This is a genomic window from Nesterenkonia sp. K-15-9-6, assembly GCF_052656005.1.
The window spans coordinates 19,170-33,737 of sequence record NZ_JBQYEY010000002.1 but is presented as its reverse complement, the minus strand read 5'-3'; the positions used below and the strand labels follow the sequence as shown (position 1 = coordinate 33,737).

At 70.2% G+C, this 14,568-nt stretch carries 13 protein-coding genes; 9 read left to right on the top strand and 4 right to left on the bottom strand.

Features of this window, described 5'->3' with window-relative positions:
- The first annotated feature begins 11 nt into the window (after positions 1-11).
- Positions 12-635 carry a DUF3824 domain-containing protein gene (locus tag SD455_RS01400; RefSeq protein WP_311025877.1) on the top strand — a complete coding sequence of 208 codons (624 nt, stop codon included), beginning with the start codon at positions 12-14 and terminating at the stop codon, positions 633-635.
- Between the two features lie 172 nt (positions 636-807).
- On the top strand, positions 808-1,359 hold the full coding sequence (locus SD455_RS01395) for a DinB family protein (protein WP_445507031.1): 552 nt from the start codon (positions 808-810) through the stop codon (positions 1,357-1,359).
- Positions 1,360-1,443: 84 nt separating this feature from the next.
- Here SD455_RS01395 and SD455_RS01390 read toward each other — a convergent pair whose 3' ends face one another.
- Together SD455_RS01390 and SD455_RS01385 are read right to left on the bottom strand one after the other, a co-directional pair.
- Complete coding sequence (locus SD455_RS01390; protein WP_311025879.1) at positions 1,444-2,199, bottom strand: alpha/beta hydrolase family protein; 756 nt, start codon at positions 2,197-2,199, stop codon at positions 1,444-1,446.
- Positions 2,200-2,226: 27 nt separating this feature from the next.
- Positions 2,227-3,249 (bottom strand): LLM class flavin-dependent oxidoreductase, encoded by a 1,023-nt coding sequence (locus SD455_RS01385; protein WP_445507030.1) that lies wholly within the window; start codon positions 3,247-3,249, stop codon positions 2,227-2,229.
- A 229-nt stretch (positions 3,250-3,478) separates the two neighbouring features.
- Here SD455_RS01385 and SD455_RS01380 point away from each other — a divergent pair, with 229 nt between their 5' ends.
- A complete protein-coding gene (locus tag SD455_RS01380) occupies positions 3,479-4,906 on the top strand; it encodes a gamma-aminobutyraldehyde dehydrogenase (RefSeq protein ID WP_445507029.1) in 1,428 nt (475 codons plus the stop codon).
- A 77-nt stretch (positions 4,907-4,983) separates the two neighbouring features.
- On the opposite strand, the gene SD455_RS01375 is transcribed toward SD455_RS01380, so the two are convergent.
- On the bottom strand, positions 4,984-5,643 hold the full coding sequence (locus SD455_RS01375) for a TetR/AcrR family transcriptional regulator (protein WP_311025991.1): 660 nt from the start codon (positions 5,641-5,643) through the stop codon (positions 4,984-4,986).
- Positions 5,644-5,809: 166 nt separating this feature from the next.
- Between SD455_RS01375 and SD455_RS01370 the strand changes: the two genes are divergently transcribed.
- The 6 genes from SD455_RS01370 (at position 5,810) to SD455_RS01345 (ending at position 13,038) form a co-directional block, all read left to right on the top strand.
- Positions 5,810-7,216, top strand: a complete 1,407-nt coding sequence (locus SD455_RS01370) for a flavin monoamine oxidase family protein (protein WP_445507028.1) — start codon at positions 5,810-5,812, stop codon at positions 7,214-7,216.
- A gap of 28 nt (positions 7,217-7,244) precedes the next feature.
- Positions 7,245-8,114: a universal stress protein gene (locus SD455_RS01365; RefSeq protein ID WP_445507027.1), complete on the top strand. Its 870-nt coding sequence runs from the start codon at positions 7,245-7,247 to the stop codon at positions 8,112-8,114.
- A gap of 14 nt (positions 8,115-8,128) precedes the next feature.
- Positions 8,129-9,682 (top strand): APC family permease, encoded by a 1,554-nt coding sequence (locus SD455_RS01360; protein WP_311025994.1) that lies wholly within the window; start codon positions 8,129-8,131, stop codon positions 9,680-9,682.
- A gap of 29 nt (positions 9,683-9,711) precedes the next feature.
- Entirely contained in the window at positions 9,712-10,839 is a 1,128-nt protein-coding gene (locus tag SD455_RS01355) for an agmatine deiminase family protein (protein ID WP_445507026.1), read from the top strand.
- Between the two features lie 16 nt (positions 10,840-10,855).
- Positions 10,856-12,601, top strand: a complete 1,746-nt coding sequence (locus tag SD455_RS01350; protein WP_445507025.1) for an amidase — start codon at positions 10,856-10,858, stop codon at positions 12,599-12,601.
- 95 nt (positions 12,602-12,696) lie between these two features.
- A complete protein-coding gene (locus SD455_RS01345; protein WP_070158746.1) occupies positions 12,697-13,038 on the top strand; it encodes a hypothetical protein in 342 nt (113 codons plus the stop codon).
- 9 nt (positions 13,039-13,047) lie between these two features.
- Here the strand turns inward: SD455_RS01345 and SD455_RS01340 are convergent, their stop codons facing one another.
- Positions 13,048-14,562 carry an MFS transporter gene (locus SD455_RS01340; RefSeq protein ID WP_445507024.1) on the bottom strand — a complete coding sequence of 505 codons (1,515 nt, stop codon included), beginning with the start codon at positions 14,560-14,562 and terminating at the stop codon, positions 13,048-13,050.
- Positions 14,563-14,568 lie beyond the last annotated feature (6 nt).

Below are 14,568 nucleotides of genomic sequence, written 5' to 3'. Positions count from 1 at the left end.
AGGAGAGAGTCGTGACCAGCTCGCCCTATGGGGACCCCCAGCATCCGAACCCGCAGGACCCGAACCAGCAGCCGGGTCAGAACCCCTACCAGCAGCCGAGCCCCGAGGGGCCCAAGTTCGGCACCGACCCCTATGACCCGAACGCGGTCGGCGGGCCGATGGCCGAGCCGACCAAGTTCGGCCTGCTGAAGAAGCTCACCCTCGTCTCTCTGGGGATCTACGTCCTCTCGGGACTCGTCGGGATGTTCCAGGCGACGGATGAGGACGCGGTGCGTGAGCAGTTGGCGGCCCAGGGCATGGCCGTGGACGAGGAGACACTCTCCTTCGCCATGGTCGGGGGGATGATCTTCGCCGCCGTCATGCTCATCATCCCGGTGGTGCTCTACATCGTGGCCTACCTCGGCATCACCAAGGTGAAGAACTGGGGCAGGATCCTCGGCACCGTGTTCGCCGCACTCGGCACCCTGTTCACGCTGTGGGGCCTCACCGGCATCGGGATGATGCTGGACACGGGGGCGATCGGCATCCTCTCGCTGGTGCTGTCCATCGCGTTCATCGCGGTGAACGTCTACTGGTTCCTCACTGCGTTCACCAAGGACGTCAGCAGGTACTTCGAGCAGGGGAAGGTCGCCTGACGGCCCACAATCGCTGGAGAGCATCAGAAGGGGCGGGGTCCACCACAGGGGTGGGTCCCGCCCCTTCTGCCGTCCGGGGTCGCACACGGTCGGGAACCGGCCCGGAACCGTTGCCCGGGGACCGGGCGTCGGGAAGACTGCTTCCGACCATCGCCGACCGGAGGGCAGATCCATGACCATGGAGTTCACGGTGGACGAGCAGGGGCGCCCGGAGGCCCCGCTCGCCGGCGGGGAGCTGGAGACCCTTCTGGGGTTCCTGGAGTTCCATCGGGCGACCCTCGCCCACAAATGCGCGGGGCTCGACGCCGCGGGGCTGGCTCAGCGGGTGGAACCCTCCACCATGACGCTGGGCGGGCTGTTCAAGCATCTGGCCTTGGTGGAAGACCACTGGTTCTCCGTCACGCTCTTCGCCCGCGAACCGGCGGAGCCCTGGCTCAGCGCGGACTGGGAGGCAGACGAGGACTGGGAGTGGCACTCCGCGGCCGCAGATTCTCCCCAGGAGCTGCGGGCCCTGTGGGAGCGGTCTGTGGAGGCGTCGCGGCGGCTCACCCAGCAGGCCCTCGACGACGGCGGCCTGGAGAGATCCGCCGACCGCGCCCGGCCCGACGGCGCCGTGGTCACGCTGCGGTTCATCCTGGTGCACGCGATCGAGGAGTACAGCCGGCACAATGGCCACGCAGATCTGCTGCGCGAGTCGATCGACGGTCAGCGGGGGGGGGAATGACGAGCCAGGGGTGAACCGATCAGATGCCGGTGCCGGCCGACGCCCCGTCATCTCACGTCCCGTACTGATCAGCCTACGTACTGATCAGCCCATGTACTGATCAGCCCACGCGCTGATGATCTTCCCTGCCCGCGCGGCCTGGCCGTCAGCAGTCAGCAGGTGGTCCGAGCCCTCGAGGGCGACGAAGCTGCGGGGATGCTTCGTGGCCCAGAAGAGCGTGCTGGCGTTGTCGATGCTGACGGTGTTGTCCGTGGGGGAGTGCATCACCATGAACGGCAGGGACAGGGCGCGGATCTTGTCATCGATGTCCGCACGGCGCACGTCCTCGACGAAATCACGTTTCAGCGTGAGCGCTCGGCCGCCGACCAGCCACTCGGCCTCACCGTCAGCCACAGCACGGTCGGCGATCGCGTCGAAGTGATGCTCCACATGGCTCGGATCGGCGGGCGCCCCGATGCTCACCACGGCGCGGGTGCCGGGGGATCGCTCGGCTGCGGCGATCACCGCGGCCCCGCCCCAAGAGTGGCCCACGAGGATGTCCGCCGGGGTGCCTCGCTCCGCCATGAACTGGCACGCCCGGACGGTGTCGTCGACCTTCACGGTGAAGGATCCGTCGCCCCAATCGCCGTCTGAGTCTCGGAGGCCGAGGGCATCGAAGCGGAGCATGCCGATCCCTTCGGCGGCGAGCTGCTTGCACATCCGCGAGGCGGCCGGAGTGTCCTTGCCGAGGGTGAAGCCGTGGACGAACACGCCCCACCCGCGGACAGCACCCTCGGGCAGGTCGATCCGGCCGGCCAGCATCGGCCCGGTCGAACTCGGAAACTGGACTGATTCACCCATGATCACTCCCGACGACAGACACCATCATCAGCGCCAGCCTAGCGGGGGTGCCACCGCGGTGAGGATCGACTCCATCAGGTGCGCGTTGTAGTCCACCCCGAGCTGGTTCGGCACGGTGATCAGCAGCGTGTCCGCGGCGGCGACGGCCTCGTCGCGGGCCAGCTCCTGCACCAGCTCCTCGGGCTCGCCGATGTAGCTGCGCCCGAAGATCGCCCGCGTCCTCTCGTCGAGCATGCCGACCTGGTCCTGGGCCTCGCGCTGCCCGAGGAAGTAGGCCCGGTCCTGGTCGCTGGTGAGCGCCACGATCGACCGACTCACCGAGACGCGCGGAGCGAAGCCGTGATCGTGGCCCTCCCACTCGTGGCGGAAGGCCTCGATCTGTCGCCGCTGCTGGACGTGGAAGGGCTCCCCGGTCTCGTCGTCCTTCAGGGTCGAGCTCATCAGATTCATCCCCTGCCGGGCAGCCCACCGAGCCGTGGCGTCGGAGCCCGCGCCCCACCAGAGGCGTTCCCGCAGTCCGGGGGAGTGCGGTTCGGGCCGCAGCAGCCCGGGAGGGTTCGGGAACATCGGCCGTGGATTCGGCTCGGCGAAGCCTTCACCGGTGAGCACCTGCAGGGCTGCCTCGGTGTGGCGGCGGGCCATGTCGGCGTCGGACTCGCCCTCGGCGGGACGATGCCCGAAGTGTCGCCAGCCGTCGATGACCTGCTCGGGGGATCCCCGGGAGATGCCGAGCTGCAGCCGGCCCCCGGAGATCAGATCCGCCGCCCCGGCGTCCTCGGCGAAGTGCAGGGGGTTCTCGTAGCGCATGTCGATCACCCCGGTGCCGATCTCGATCCGGCTGGTGCGTGCGCCGATCGCGGCCAACAGCGGGAACGGGGAGGCCAGCTGGCGCGCGAAGTGGTGGACCCGGTAGTACGCCCCGTCGGCGCCGAGCTCCTCGGCGGCCACGGCCAGGTCGATGGACTGCAGCAGCGCGTCCTGCGCTGACTGCGTCCTCGAATGGGGCGAGGGCGTCCAGTGTCCGAAGGAGAGGAATCCGATGCTCTTCACCTCCGCAGGAACCGGCGACGGCACCGGGGTATTCCTCCTGCCGAGAGGGGTGGGCCGAGCGGAGACAGCGGCGGGCCTCGACCGCGGAGCGGGGTGACGTGTTGCGCGTCACGTCATACGACCCTAAAATGAATCACGATCATTAAAGCGGGGTGCGGAGTCTCTGGCCTTCCGGCCGGCCTCGTCCCTCGGCATCACAAGACATCACCACAGGAACAGGAGCGTCATCATGGGTGAGCGGTTGGAGAACTTCATCGATGGTCGGTTCGTGCCGGCTCAGGGGCAGGAGGTCTTCGAGGTGGTGGATCCGGCCACTGGGGAGATGGTGGCGGTCTCGCCGATCTCGGGGGCCGCTGATGTGGATGCCGCGTTCGAGGCGGCTGAGCGGGCTTTCACCGGGTGGAAGCAGGTGACCCCGTCGGTGCGGCAGAAGCATCTGCTGGCGTTGGCCGATGCCATCGAGGCCCACAGTGAGGAGCTGGTTCAGGCTCAGCATCGCAACACTGGTCAGCCGCGGGGGATCATCGCTGAGGAGGAGGTCGCTGCGGGGGCGGATCAGCTGCGGTTCTTCGCGGGGGCGGCCCGGATGCTGGAGGGCCGGGGTGCCGCGGAGTATATGGAGGGTCATACCTCTTATGTGCGGCGGGAGCCGGTGGGGGTGGTGGCGCAGATCGCGCCGTGGAACTTCCCGTTGATGATGGCGATCTGGAAGATCGGCCCGGCTCTGGCGGCGGGGAACACGGTGGTGCTCAAGCCCTCGGAGACGACTCCGGAGTCCACCCTGGTGTTGGCCCGGTTGGCTGGGGAGATCTTCCCGGCCGGGGTGGTCAATGTGGTCCTCGGTGATGGTTCGACCGGGCGGCTGCTCACGGAGCATCGGGCTGCGGCGATGGTCTCGTTGACCGGGTCGGTGCGGGCCGGGGAGGCGGTGGCCGCCTCGGCGGGGTTGAAGCGCACGCATCTGGAGCTGGGTGGGAAGGCTCCGGCGGTGGTCTTCGGTGATGTGGATCTTGCGGCGGTGGCGAAGGCTGTGGTGGAGTTCGGCACGTTCAATGCGGGGCAGGACTGTACGGCGGTGACTCGGGTGTTGGTCGAGGAGTCAGCTCATGATGAGTTGGTGGAGCATCTGGTGGCTGCGGCGGAAGCGACCCGGACCGGCAATGTCGATGATGGGCTCAATGATTATGGGCCGTTGAACAATGCGCGGCATTTCGCGGCGGTGCAGGCCAAGATCGAGGGGTTGCCGGGGCATGCGCGGATCCTCACCGGGGGTGGCCCGGTGGAGGGCAGTCCGGGGTTCTTCTTTGAGCCCACGATCATCACGGGGGTTGAGCAGTCGGATGCGATTGTGCAGGAGGAGGTCTTCGGGCCGGTGCTCACGGTGCAGTCGTTCGCCTCGGAGCAGGAGGCGTTGGAGCTGGCCAATGGGGTGGAGTATGCGTTGGCTTCGAGTGTGTGGACGGCTGATGGGGCGCGGGCGATGCGGTTCACTCGGGATCTGGACTTCGGGTGTGTGTGGGTCAATACGCATCTGTTGTTGGTCGCGGAGATGCCTCATGGGGGGTTCAAGGCTTCTGGGCATGGGAAGGATCTCTCCGGGTATGCGGTGGAGGAATACACCCGGGTCAAGCACGTCATGCACGCCATCGGCGCCTGAGCAGCCGCTCCTGAGCATCCGCCCGAGCGGCCGCCCGAGGGGCTCATGCCCGCGCCTCCCCAGAGGTCGCGCGACGCTCACTCGGTGGCCACGCGGCGGCGCAGTCCGTCGATCAGAGAGTCCAAGGTGAACAGGAAGGCGCGGTCCGCCGCGGCGCGGGCGTCCTCGTCCCGCGCCGCAGCGGCCCGGCCGAAGCGCGGGGCCAGGTCCGCCCGGCGCCCGGGGTCGAAGATGTCGGCCGGTGCCGAGGCGTCGTAGGCGGCGCCGAAGACGAGGGCCTCGACGCCGACGATCACGTCCACGGCGTCCGGCCCGGGGATGCCGGCGTCCTCCAGCGCGGCGGTGACACGTTCGTACATCACCAGCGTCTGGGGCGCGTCGGCCACCGGGAGGACAGCCATGATCGGGATCAGCTCGGTGTGCCGGATGTAGCAGTCCCGGTAGGAGATCGCCCACCGGCGCAGCGCCTGGTCCCAGGGCAGGGACTGGAAGCCGGTGGTGTCGATCTGTTCGTTGAGCCGATCCTGCAGGAGCAGCATCACATCTCGCTTGGAGGAGACGTGGTTGTACAGCGCCGAGGTGGAGACGCCGAGCTCGCGGGCGAGGGATGCCATCGTCAGGTCCCGGTAGCCACGGGTGCTCACGATCCGGATCGCCGCGGTGGTGATGCCCTCGCGGGAGAGTACGGGGGAGGACGGTCGGCCGCGTCGTCGGGGTCGGGTCTGCTCCGGGCTCACGGTGGTCCTTCGGGTCGAGGTCAGCTGGCGCCCTCAGTGTAGGCGGCGCCTGGGTGAGAACCACGACGACGGCCCGCAGGGCGGGGGAAGTCATCGCAGGGCTTGACAAGGTGGGTGTCCATGCCCGTTAATGAATATAGTTCATTTAATTGTGAAGGAGAGCACAGTGACAGGGATCCGCTCCGTGGGAAGCATCGAGGCACTCGACCGTGACGTCGTCGTGGTGGGGGCCGGACCGGCCGGGCTGCGCGCCGCCCGCGCCCTGCAGCAGCAGGGCCGCAGCGTCGCCGTCCTGGAGGCTCGCGACCGCGTGGGAGGCCGCACCTGGTCGCAGGAGATCGACGGCGCCTTCCTGGAGGTCGGGGGCCAGTGGGTCTCGCCGGACCAGACCGAGCTGCTGGGTCTCCTCGACGAGCTTGGGCTGGAGACCTTCCAGCGCCACCGCGACGGGGCCAACGTCTACCTGGCCACCGACGGCACCCGCCACGAGTTCACCGGTGAGATGTTCCCCGTCGGGGAGCACACCGAGGCCGAGATGGAGCGCGTCATCGAGATCCTCGATCGGCTGGCCGCCGAGATCGGGGCCCAGGAGCCGTGGGCGCACCCGCAGGCCCGGGAGCTGGACTCGGTCACGTTCGCCGAGTGGCTGCGGCAGCAGACCGACGACGCCCCGGCCCGCGAGAACCTCGCGATCTTCCTGGCCGGCGGCATGCTGACCAAGCCGGACCACGCCTTCTCCGCGCTGCAGGCGGTGCTGATGGCCGCCTCCGCAGGCTCCTTCAGCCACCTGGTCGATGAGGACTTCATCCTGGACCGTCGCGTGGTCGGCGGCATGCAGAGCGTCTCCGAGACGATGGCCGCTCAGCTCGAGCCGGGCACCGTGCACCTGGAGACCCCGGTGCGCACCATCGCCTGGGAGGAGCCGCACGGGGTCACCGTGTGGTCGGACCGGGTCACCGTCCGCGCGCAGCAGGTGATCGTGGCCGTCCCGCCGAACCTGTACTCCCGCATCAGCTTCGAACCGGCCCTGCCACGACTGCAGCACCAGATGCACCAGCACCAGTCCATGGGCCTGGTCATCAAGGTCCACGCCGTCTACGACCGCCCCTTCTGGCGCGAAGCAGGCCTCTCCGGCACCGGGTTCGGGGCCGCGGAGATCTGCCAGGAGGTCTACGACAACACCAACCACGGGGACTCCCGCGGAACCCTGGTCGCCTTCGTCTCCGACGAGAAGGCCGACGAGATGTTCGCCCTCCCGGAGGAGGAGCGTCGTCGGCGGATCCTGGAGTCGCTCGCGCACTACCTGGGTGAGCAGGCGCTGAGCCCAGAGGTCTACTACGAGTCCGACTTCGGCTCGGAGGAGTGGACCCGCGGAGCCTACGCCGCCAGCTTCGACCTCGGCGGACTGAGCCGCTACGGCGCCCACCAGCGTGAGGCCGTCGGTCCGATCCACTGGGCCTGCTCGGACCTGGCCGCCGAGGGCTATCAGCACGTCGACGGCGCCCTGCGCCAGGGCCGTCGGGCCGCCGAGGACGTCCTGGCCGCGCTGCCGACGTCAGCCGCCACGGTGTGAGCGACGAGCCCGCGAGAGGAGAACACCGATGAGCCCCCACCCAGACACCGGAACAGACACCGCAACCGGCACTGAGGCCGTCACCGTCACGGAGACGGAGACCCCGCCCGCGGTGACGGCCCCCGCCCTGCGGCGCATCCTGGTCGGATACGGCGGTGACGAGCGCAGCCGCGATGCGGTGCGACTCGGCGTCGCCCTCGCCCGGGCCGCCGACGCACACCTGCACCTGCAGCTGATCCTGCGGCAGGACTCCGCCTTCACCCCGGCGTACCCGCCGGTGGGCGACGTCGGCGGGATCATCGCCGACCAGGCACGCGGCTGGCTTGCCGAGGCGCAGCAGATGATCCCCGACGACGTCGCGCACAGCAGCGCGATCAGCCCCGCCCCCTCGGTGGCCGAAGGTCTGATCGCCGCCGCCGAGGAGCACGGAGCCGACCTGCTGGTCACCGGCTCCGGAGTGGGCGCCCGTCGGCTCACCACCCATCCGGCGGTGGATGCTCTGCTGCACAGCTCACCGGTTCCGCTGGCGCTGGCGCCGGCCGGTCACTGCGGCGAGACACCGGTCGGCCACGTGCTGGCCGCCGTCTCCCCGGGCGGTGGCGTGCACCAGGTCGCCGACGACGCCGCCGCCTGGGCGGCCCAGCTCCAGGTGCCGGTGACCCAGGTGACCTTCCCCCAGGGCGGGGACCCCGCCCGCGCCGTCGCCGCGCACGACTGGCCCGAAGGCGGGCTGCTGATGATGGGCTCCTCCCGCCTGGCCGGCCGACGTCGGCTCTTCCTGGGTGACACGGCCGCCCGCATCCTCACGCAGCTGCCGATCCCGCTGATCGTCATGCCGCGACACGACACCCCTGACCACCGGAACGACCACCCGAACCCCGCGGATTCCGTCCGTTGAGGGAGGACACCACCATGACCCAGATCGGCAGCGGCGCCGCCACCGGCGCCCCCGGATCCGCACCCGCAGGGACGGACCACAGGAAAGGCCTGAGTGCCGGAGCGATCGGCACACTCGGCGCCGTCGTCATCGGCGTCTCCACGATCGCCCCGGCCTACACGCTCTCCGGCGCGGTCGGACCCACCGCCTCGGCCGTGGGTGAGCACCTGCCGGCGGTGCTGATCGTCGGGTTCATCCCGATGCTGCTGGTGGCCCTGGGCTACCGCCAGCTCAACCGGGCCATGCCCGACTCCGGCACCACCTTCACCTGGGCCTCCCGGGCCTTCGGCCCATGGATCGGGTGGATGGGCAGCTGGTGCCTGCTGGCCTCCACGATCCTGGTGCTGTCCAACCTGGCCGGCATCGCCGTGGACTTCTTCTACCTGGCGATCAGCCAGCTCACCGGCCTGGACTGGATCGCGGACCTGACACGCAACGTGCCGGTCAACATCCTCACCTGCCTGGCCTTCATGGCCGTGGCCGCCTACATCTCCTACCGCGGACTGGAGGCCACCAAGGCGTTCCAGTACCTGCTGGTGTCCTTCCAGATGGTCGTGCTGGTCTGGTTCTCCGTGGTGGCCTTCCGCCACGTGGGCAGCGGCACCGCCTTCGACGCGACCCACTTCAGCTGGGACTGGTTCAACCCGTTCGGTGTGGAGACCTTCTCCGCCTTCGCCGCCGGCATCGCCCTGTCGGTGTTCATCTACTGGGGCTGGGACGTCGTACTGACGATGAACGAGGAGTCCAAGGGCACCACCACCACGCCCGGCAAGGCGGCCGTGCTGACCATCCTGGTCGTCGTCGGGCTCTACACCCTGGTGACGCTGGCGACCCTGTCCTACGCGGGCGTCTCCACCGGGGACTTCGGCCTGGGCAACCCGGACATCCAGGAGAACGTCTTCGCCGCGCTGGCCGGCCCGGTGATGGGGCCCTTCGCGATCCTCATCTCCCTGGCGGTCCTGTCCTCCTCCGCCTCCTCGCTGCAGTCCACCATGATCTCCCCGGCGCGGACCATGCTCGCCATGGGCCACTACGGAGCGCTGAGCCCCAAGTACGCGAAGGTCAGCCCCAAGCACCAGACGCCGGCCTACGCGACGATCGTCTCGGTGGTCATCGCCGCGGTCTTCTACGCGGTGATGCGCGTGATCTCGGAGAACGTCCTGTGGGACACCATCACCACTCTGGGCATGATGGTCTGCTTCTACTACGGCGTCACGGCGCTGGCCTGCGTGTGGTACTTCCGTGCCGAGGCCACCGCCTCCGTGGGATCCTTCATCAACAAGCTGCTGGCCCCGCTGCTGGGCGGCATCCTGCTGCTGATCTTCTTCTTCCAGACCGCCTGGGACTCGATGGACCCGGCCTACGGCTCCGGCTCCGAGATCGGCGGCGTCGGCCTGGTGTTCATCCTGGGGGTGCTGATCTTCGTGCTCGGCGTGGCCGCGATGCTCTACCAGCACCGCCGCAACCCGGAGTTCTTCCGCCGTCGCTTCGAGACCACCGAGTACCCCACCGAGCACCCGACCGCCTGACCGCCCCGCGGAGGACCCTGAGGAGAGACATGGACACCCCCATCTCACAGCCGACGACGGCGCAGCCGGTCGGCGCCACGACGGAGACGACCGTGATGCCGCCCGAGTGGGCGCCGCATGAGCGCACCTGGATGGCCTTCCCACCGGCCAACGAGACCTTCGGTCCGCACGGCTCGCAGTCGCTGGCACGCGCCCGGCGGGCCTGGTCCCAGGTGGCGCGTACCATCGCCGCCGTCGAACCGGTCACCGTGGTGGCCGACCCGGCGGACGAGCAGGCCGCCCGGGAAGCGCTCGGCGAGGTCGCCGAGATCGTCACCATCGCCCTCGACGACGCCTGGATGCGTGACATCGGGCTGACCTTCGTCCACACCGCCTCGGGCGCCGTCGCCGGAGTGGACTGGATCTTCAACGGCTGGGGCGACCAGCCCTGGGCCCCCCATGAGCGGGACGCCAAGGTCGGAGTGGAGATGGTCGGTCCCGCCGGCGTCGAACGGATCGGCAGCCCGCTGGTCAACGAAGGCGGGGCCTTCCACGTGGACGGCCGCGGCACCGTGCTGCTCACCGAGACCGTCCAGCAGGATCCGGGGCGGAACCCCGGGCTGAGCAGGGAGCAGATCGAGGCGGAGCTGCACGCGAAGCTGGGCACCCGCCACGCCGTCTGGTTCCCCCGTGGTCTCACCCGGGACTACGAGGAGTTCGGCACCCGCGGTCATGTGGACATGTTCGCCTGCTTCACCCCGTCCGGCAGCGTGCTGCTGCACCGGCAGGACGACCCCCGGCACCCGGACCACGCGGTCACCCGCCGGCTGCGCGAGGTCCTGGAGGCGGCGCGCGACGCGGAGGGGAACCCGTTCGAGATCATCGACGTCCCGGCCCCGCGCACCATCGTGGACGCCGACGAAGAGTTCGTGGACTGGACCTACATCAACCACTACGTGGCCGACGGCCTGGTGGTGCTGTGCGGCTACGACGACCCCCACGACGCGCAGGCCGCCGAGATCCTGGCCCGGGCCTACCCGGACCACCGGATCCAGCTGGTGGACGCCCGGGACATCCTCTGCTTCGGGGGCGGCATCCACTGCATCACCCAGCAGCAGCCGCGGCCGCGCCTCCGCCCGGAAGCACCCGGCCGGGCGCAGGCGACCCCTCACGCGTGAAAGGAACAGATCAGCGATGACGGCAGCATTCGACGTCGTGGAGGCCACGATCCCGCAGATGCGCGCGGCTCTGGAGCGCGGCGAGACCACCAGTGAGGAGCTGGTGGGCGCCCACCTGGCGCGCATCGAGGCCTACGACCAACAGGGGCCGCGGCTCAACGCCGTGGTGGTGCGCAACGAGCAGGCCCTCGCCGAGGCCCGCGCCTCGGACGCCCGCCGTGCCCGCGGCGAGCTCCTGGGTCCGCTCGACGGCATCCCCTACACCGCCAAGGAGAGCTACCAGGCCTCCGGGCTGACCGTCTCGGCCGGCTCGCCGGCCTTCGCCGAGCTGGTCGCGCAGCGGGACTCCTTCACCGTGGAGCGGCTGCGAGCCTCAGGGGCGGTCCTGCTGGGCCTGACCACCATGCCTCCGATGGCCAACGGCGGCATGCAGCGAGGTCTGCGCGGCCGGGCCGAGAGCCCGTACAGCGCCGAGCACCTCACCTCCGCCTTCGCCTCCGGCTCCTCCAACGGATCCGGCACGGCGACGGCGGCCAGCTTCGCGGCCTTCGGCCTGGCGGAGGAGACCTGGTCCTCCGGGCGCGCGCCGGCGTCGAACAACGCCCTGTGCGCCTACACCCCGTCTTGGGGGATGATCTCGATCCGGGGGAACTGGCCGCTGGTGCCCACCATGGACGTGGTGGTGCCGCACACCCGCAGCATGGAGGACATGCTGGAGGTGCTCGACGTCATCATGGTCGACGACGCCGAGACCCGGGGCGACTTCTGGCGGGTGCAGCCGTGGGTGGAGATCCCGAAGACCTCTGCGGTGCGTCCGGAGAGCTTCACAGACCTGCGTCCGGCCGATCCCGCGGAGGCCGCGCGGCTGCTCGCGGGGCTGCGGATCGGGGCGCCCGCCCTGTACTTGGGCCTGGACGCCTCGGCCGGGACCGCTGAGCCGTCGCCCGAAGGGGTCACGGGCATCGGCGGCTCCACCGGGCGGCCGATCACCCCGCGGCCCAGTGTGCTCGACCTCTGGGAGCAGGCGCGCGCGGACATGGAGTGCCACGGGGCCGACGTACGCATCACGGACCTGCCGGTGGTCACCAACTACGAGGGAGACCGCCCAGGGGCCCCGACGATCCGCACCCGAGGGCTGGTCAGCTCCGAGTATCTGGACCGAGAGATCCTCGACCTCTCCGCCTGGGGGTGGGAGGACTTCCTGAACGCCAACGGGGACCCCGGGCTGTCCAGCCTCGCGGCGGTGGACGGGACGCAGATCTTCCCGCACCCGGAGGGCGCCCTGGAGGACCGGTACCACGGCTTCGACGACGACATCGCCGCCTACCCGCAGTTCATCCGGGACAACCCCGAGCTGTCGATGCATCAGATCCCGCACCTTCAGGAGGGCCTGCGCGGTCTGGTGCGCACCCGGGAGGTCGATCTGGAGGCCTGGATGGACCGGCTGGGCCTGGACGTCATCGCTTTCCCCGCGGTGGCCGACGTCGGACCTGCGGATGCGGACGTCAACCCAGACTCGGCGGAGCTCGCGTGGCGCAACGGCGTCTGGGTGGCCAACGGGAACCTGGTCTGGCGGCACCTGGGGGTGCCGACCGTCACCGTGCCGATGGGCACCATGGCCGACACCGGGATGCCGGTGGGGCTGACCTTCGCCGGGCGCGCCCACGACGACGTCAGGCTGCTGCAGATCGCCGCGGCCTTCGAGGCCACCGGGCGCCGCCGCACCGAGCCGCCGCGGACGCCGCGGCTGGATGCTTCGTAGGATGGAGGCGCGGCGGGTCAGCGGGAGCCGGCCCGCCGCGAGTCGGGGCTGACCTGCTCCGGCCCGCCAGACGCCCCGTCCTTGCGAGGAGAGACATGACCGAGCTTCCTGAGACCACCGTCGGCGCCGAGGAGACCCGGCGCACCACCTGGATGCGCCGCTACAGGCTGGACCCGGAGCTGGCGCAGGAGTTCGTCGCGTTCCTGCGCGACGAGGTCTTCCCCGCCCGGGAGGAGCGCGGCTTCACCGTCGAGTCGGTGTGGCTCGCCGCGGACAGCACCGAGCTGACCTGGTATGTCAGCCGCTTCGGCACTGCCGAGGAGTTCGCGGCCGCCGAGAAGGAGTGGGAGGAGTCCGAGGAACGGGCTCGGATCTTCTCCGGCCGGCCGAAGTACGTGCTCGACAAGGACCTCACCCAGGTCACGCGCCTGCGCTGACCGGGCCCCTCACGAGGCGGCCGCCGGGGCCCGTCGCGCCCGGCGGGCCGCCAGCACTGCGGCGAGCACGGCGCTGAGCATGCATGCGGCGATCGCCAGGGAGGCCACCAGCACGGCGGCATGGTGGTCCACGGCTGCCGCGATGCTGAAGTAGACCCCGGTGACCAGAGCGATGCCGACCGCCGTGAACAGCCTCTGGGAGGTCTGCGCGACGCCGCCGGCCGCGCCTGCCATGCGCGCCGGCACATCCTGCATGGACAGGGTCTGCGCGCTGGGGATGATCAGCGCCTGGGAGAGCCCGTTGAGCGCCAGGGCGGCTCCCACCAGCCACAGGGACCCGGAGCCGGCGCCCATCAATGCGGTGGCCCCGGCCAGGGCGAGCATGGAGAGCACGGCGATCACCGTGCCGACCACCAGCATCCGAGGGCCCGAGGTCTCCACGCGGCGCCCCACCGCGGTGGAGAGCAGCATGACCATCACCGCCGAGGGCAGGGTCACGACGCCGGCCACCAGCGCCCCATGGCCCAGCCCCTGCTGCACATAGACCGCGACGACCGCCCACACAGCCGGCATTCCGAGGAAGTACAGGGACAGCACCAGGGTGTTGAGGGTGTAGCTGGGACGGGTGAACAGGGCCAGGTTCACCATGGGCGCCTCGGCGTCGAGCCGTCCCAGGCGGCGCTCCCAGAACGCCCAGACGGTCATCAGCGCCAGACCAGCGGCGCCGAGGAACGCTCCGGTTCCGGAGCGGAACTGGATGAACGGCAGCATGACCAGCACCACGGCCGCGGAGAGCAGCGCCACGCCCAGCGGATCCAGCGCGGCCAGGCCTCGGCGGCCGCCGCTGCCGGTGCGGGTGCCGGTGCTGCTGGTGGTGCCGGTGACGGCCCCTCCACCGGTGCGCGGGAGCCACAGGAAGGCGAGCACGAAGGCCAGCAGGGTCAGCGGCACATTGATCAGGAACGTCGTCCGCCAGCCCAGGTCGTCACCGACGACGTCGATGATCAGCCCGCCGATCGCCGGTCCGGCCGCCACGGCCACGCCGATGACGGTGCTCATCAGCCCGTAGGCCCGGCCGCGGGCCGACCCACGGAACAGCTGCTGGATCATGCCGATGATCTGTGGGGTCAGCAGCCCCGCCCCGACTCCCATGAGCACGCGGGCGATGTTGAGCACCATCGGGGTGGGCGCCAGGGCGGACATCAGGGAGGCCAGCCCGAACACCGCCACGCCCAGCAGGAAGAAGCGGCGGCGGCCCCACAGGTCGCCGGCCCGGCCCGCAGGCACCAGCACCACCCCGAAGGCCAGGGCGTAGCCGGACAGGACCCACTGCAGATCCGAGGACCCGGCGCCCAGCCCTGATTCGATCGCCGGCAGCGCCACGTTGACGATGCTGATGCTCATCAGCGCGGCGAACAGCGGAGTCAGCAGCGCCACCATCACCCGGCGGGCCGGGGGATCAGGCGGCGCGCCGTCCGGGGCGGCTGAGCCGGCGTCGTCGGGTGTGGGGGAGGCTGAGGTCACACTCTG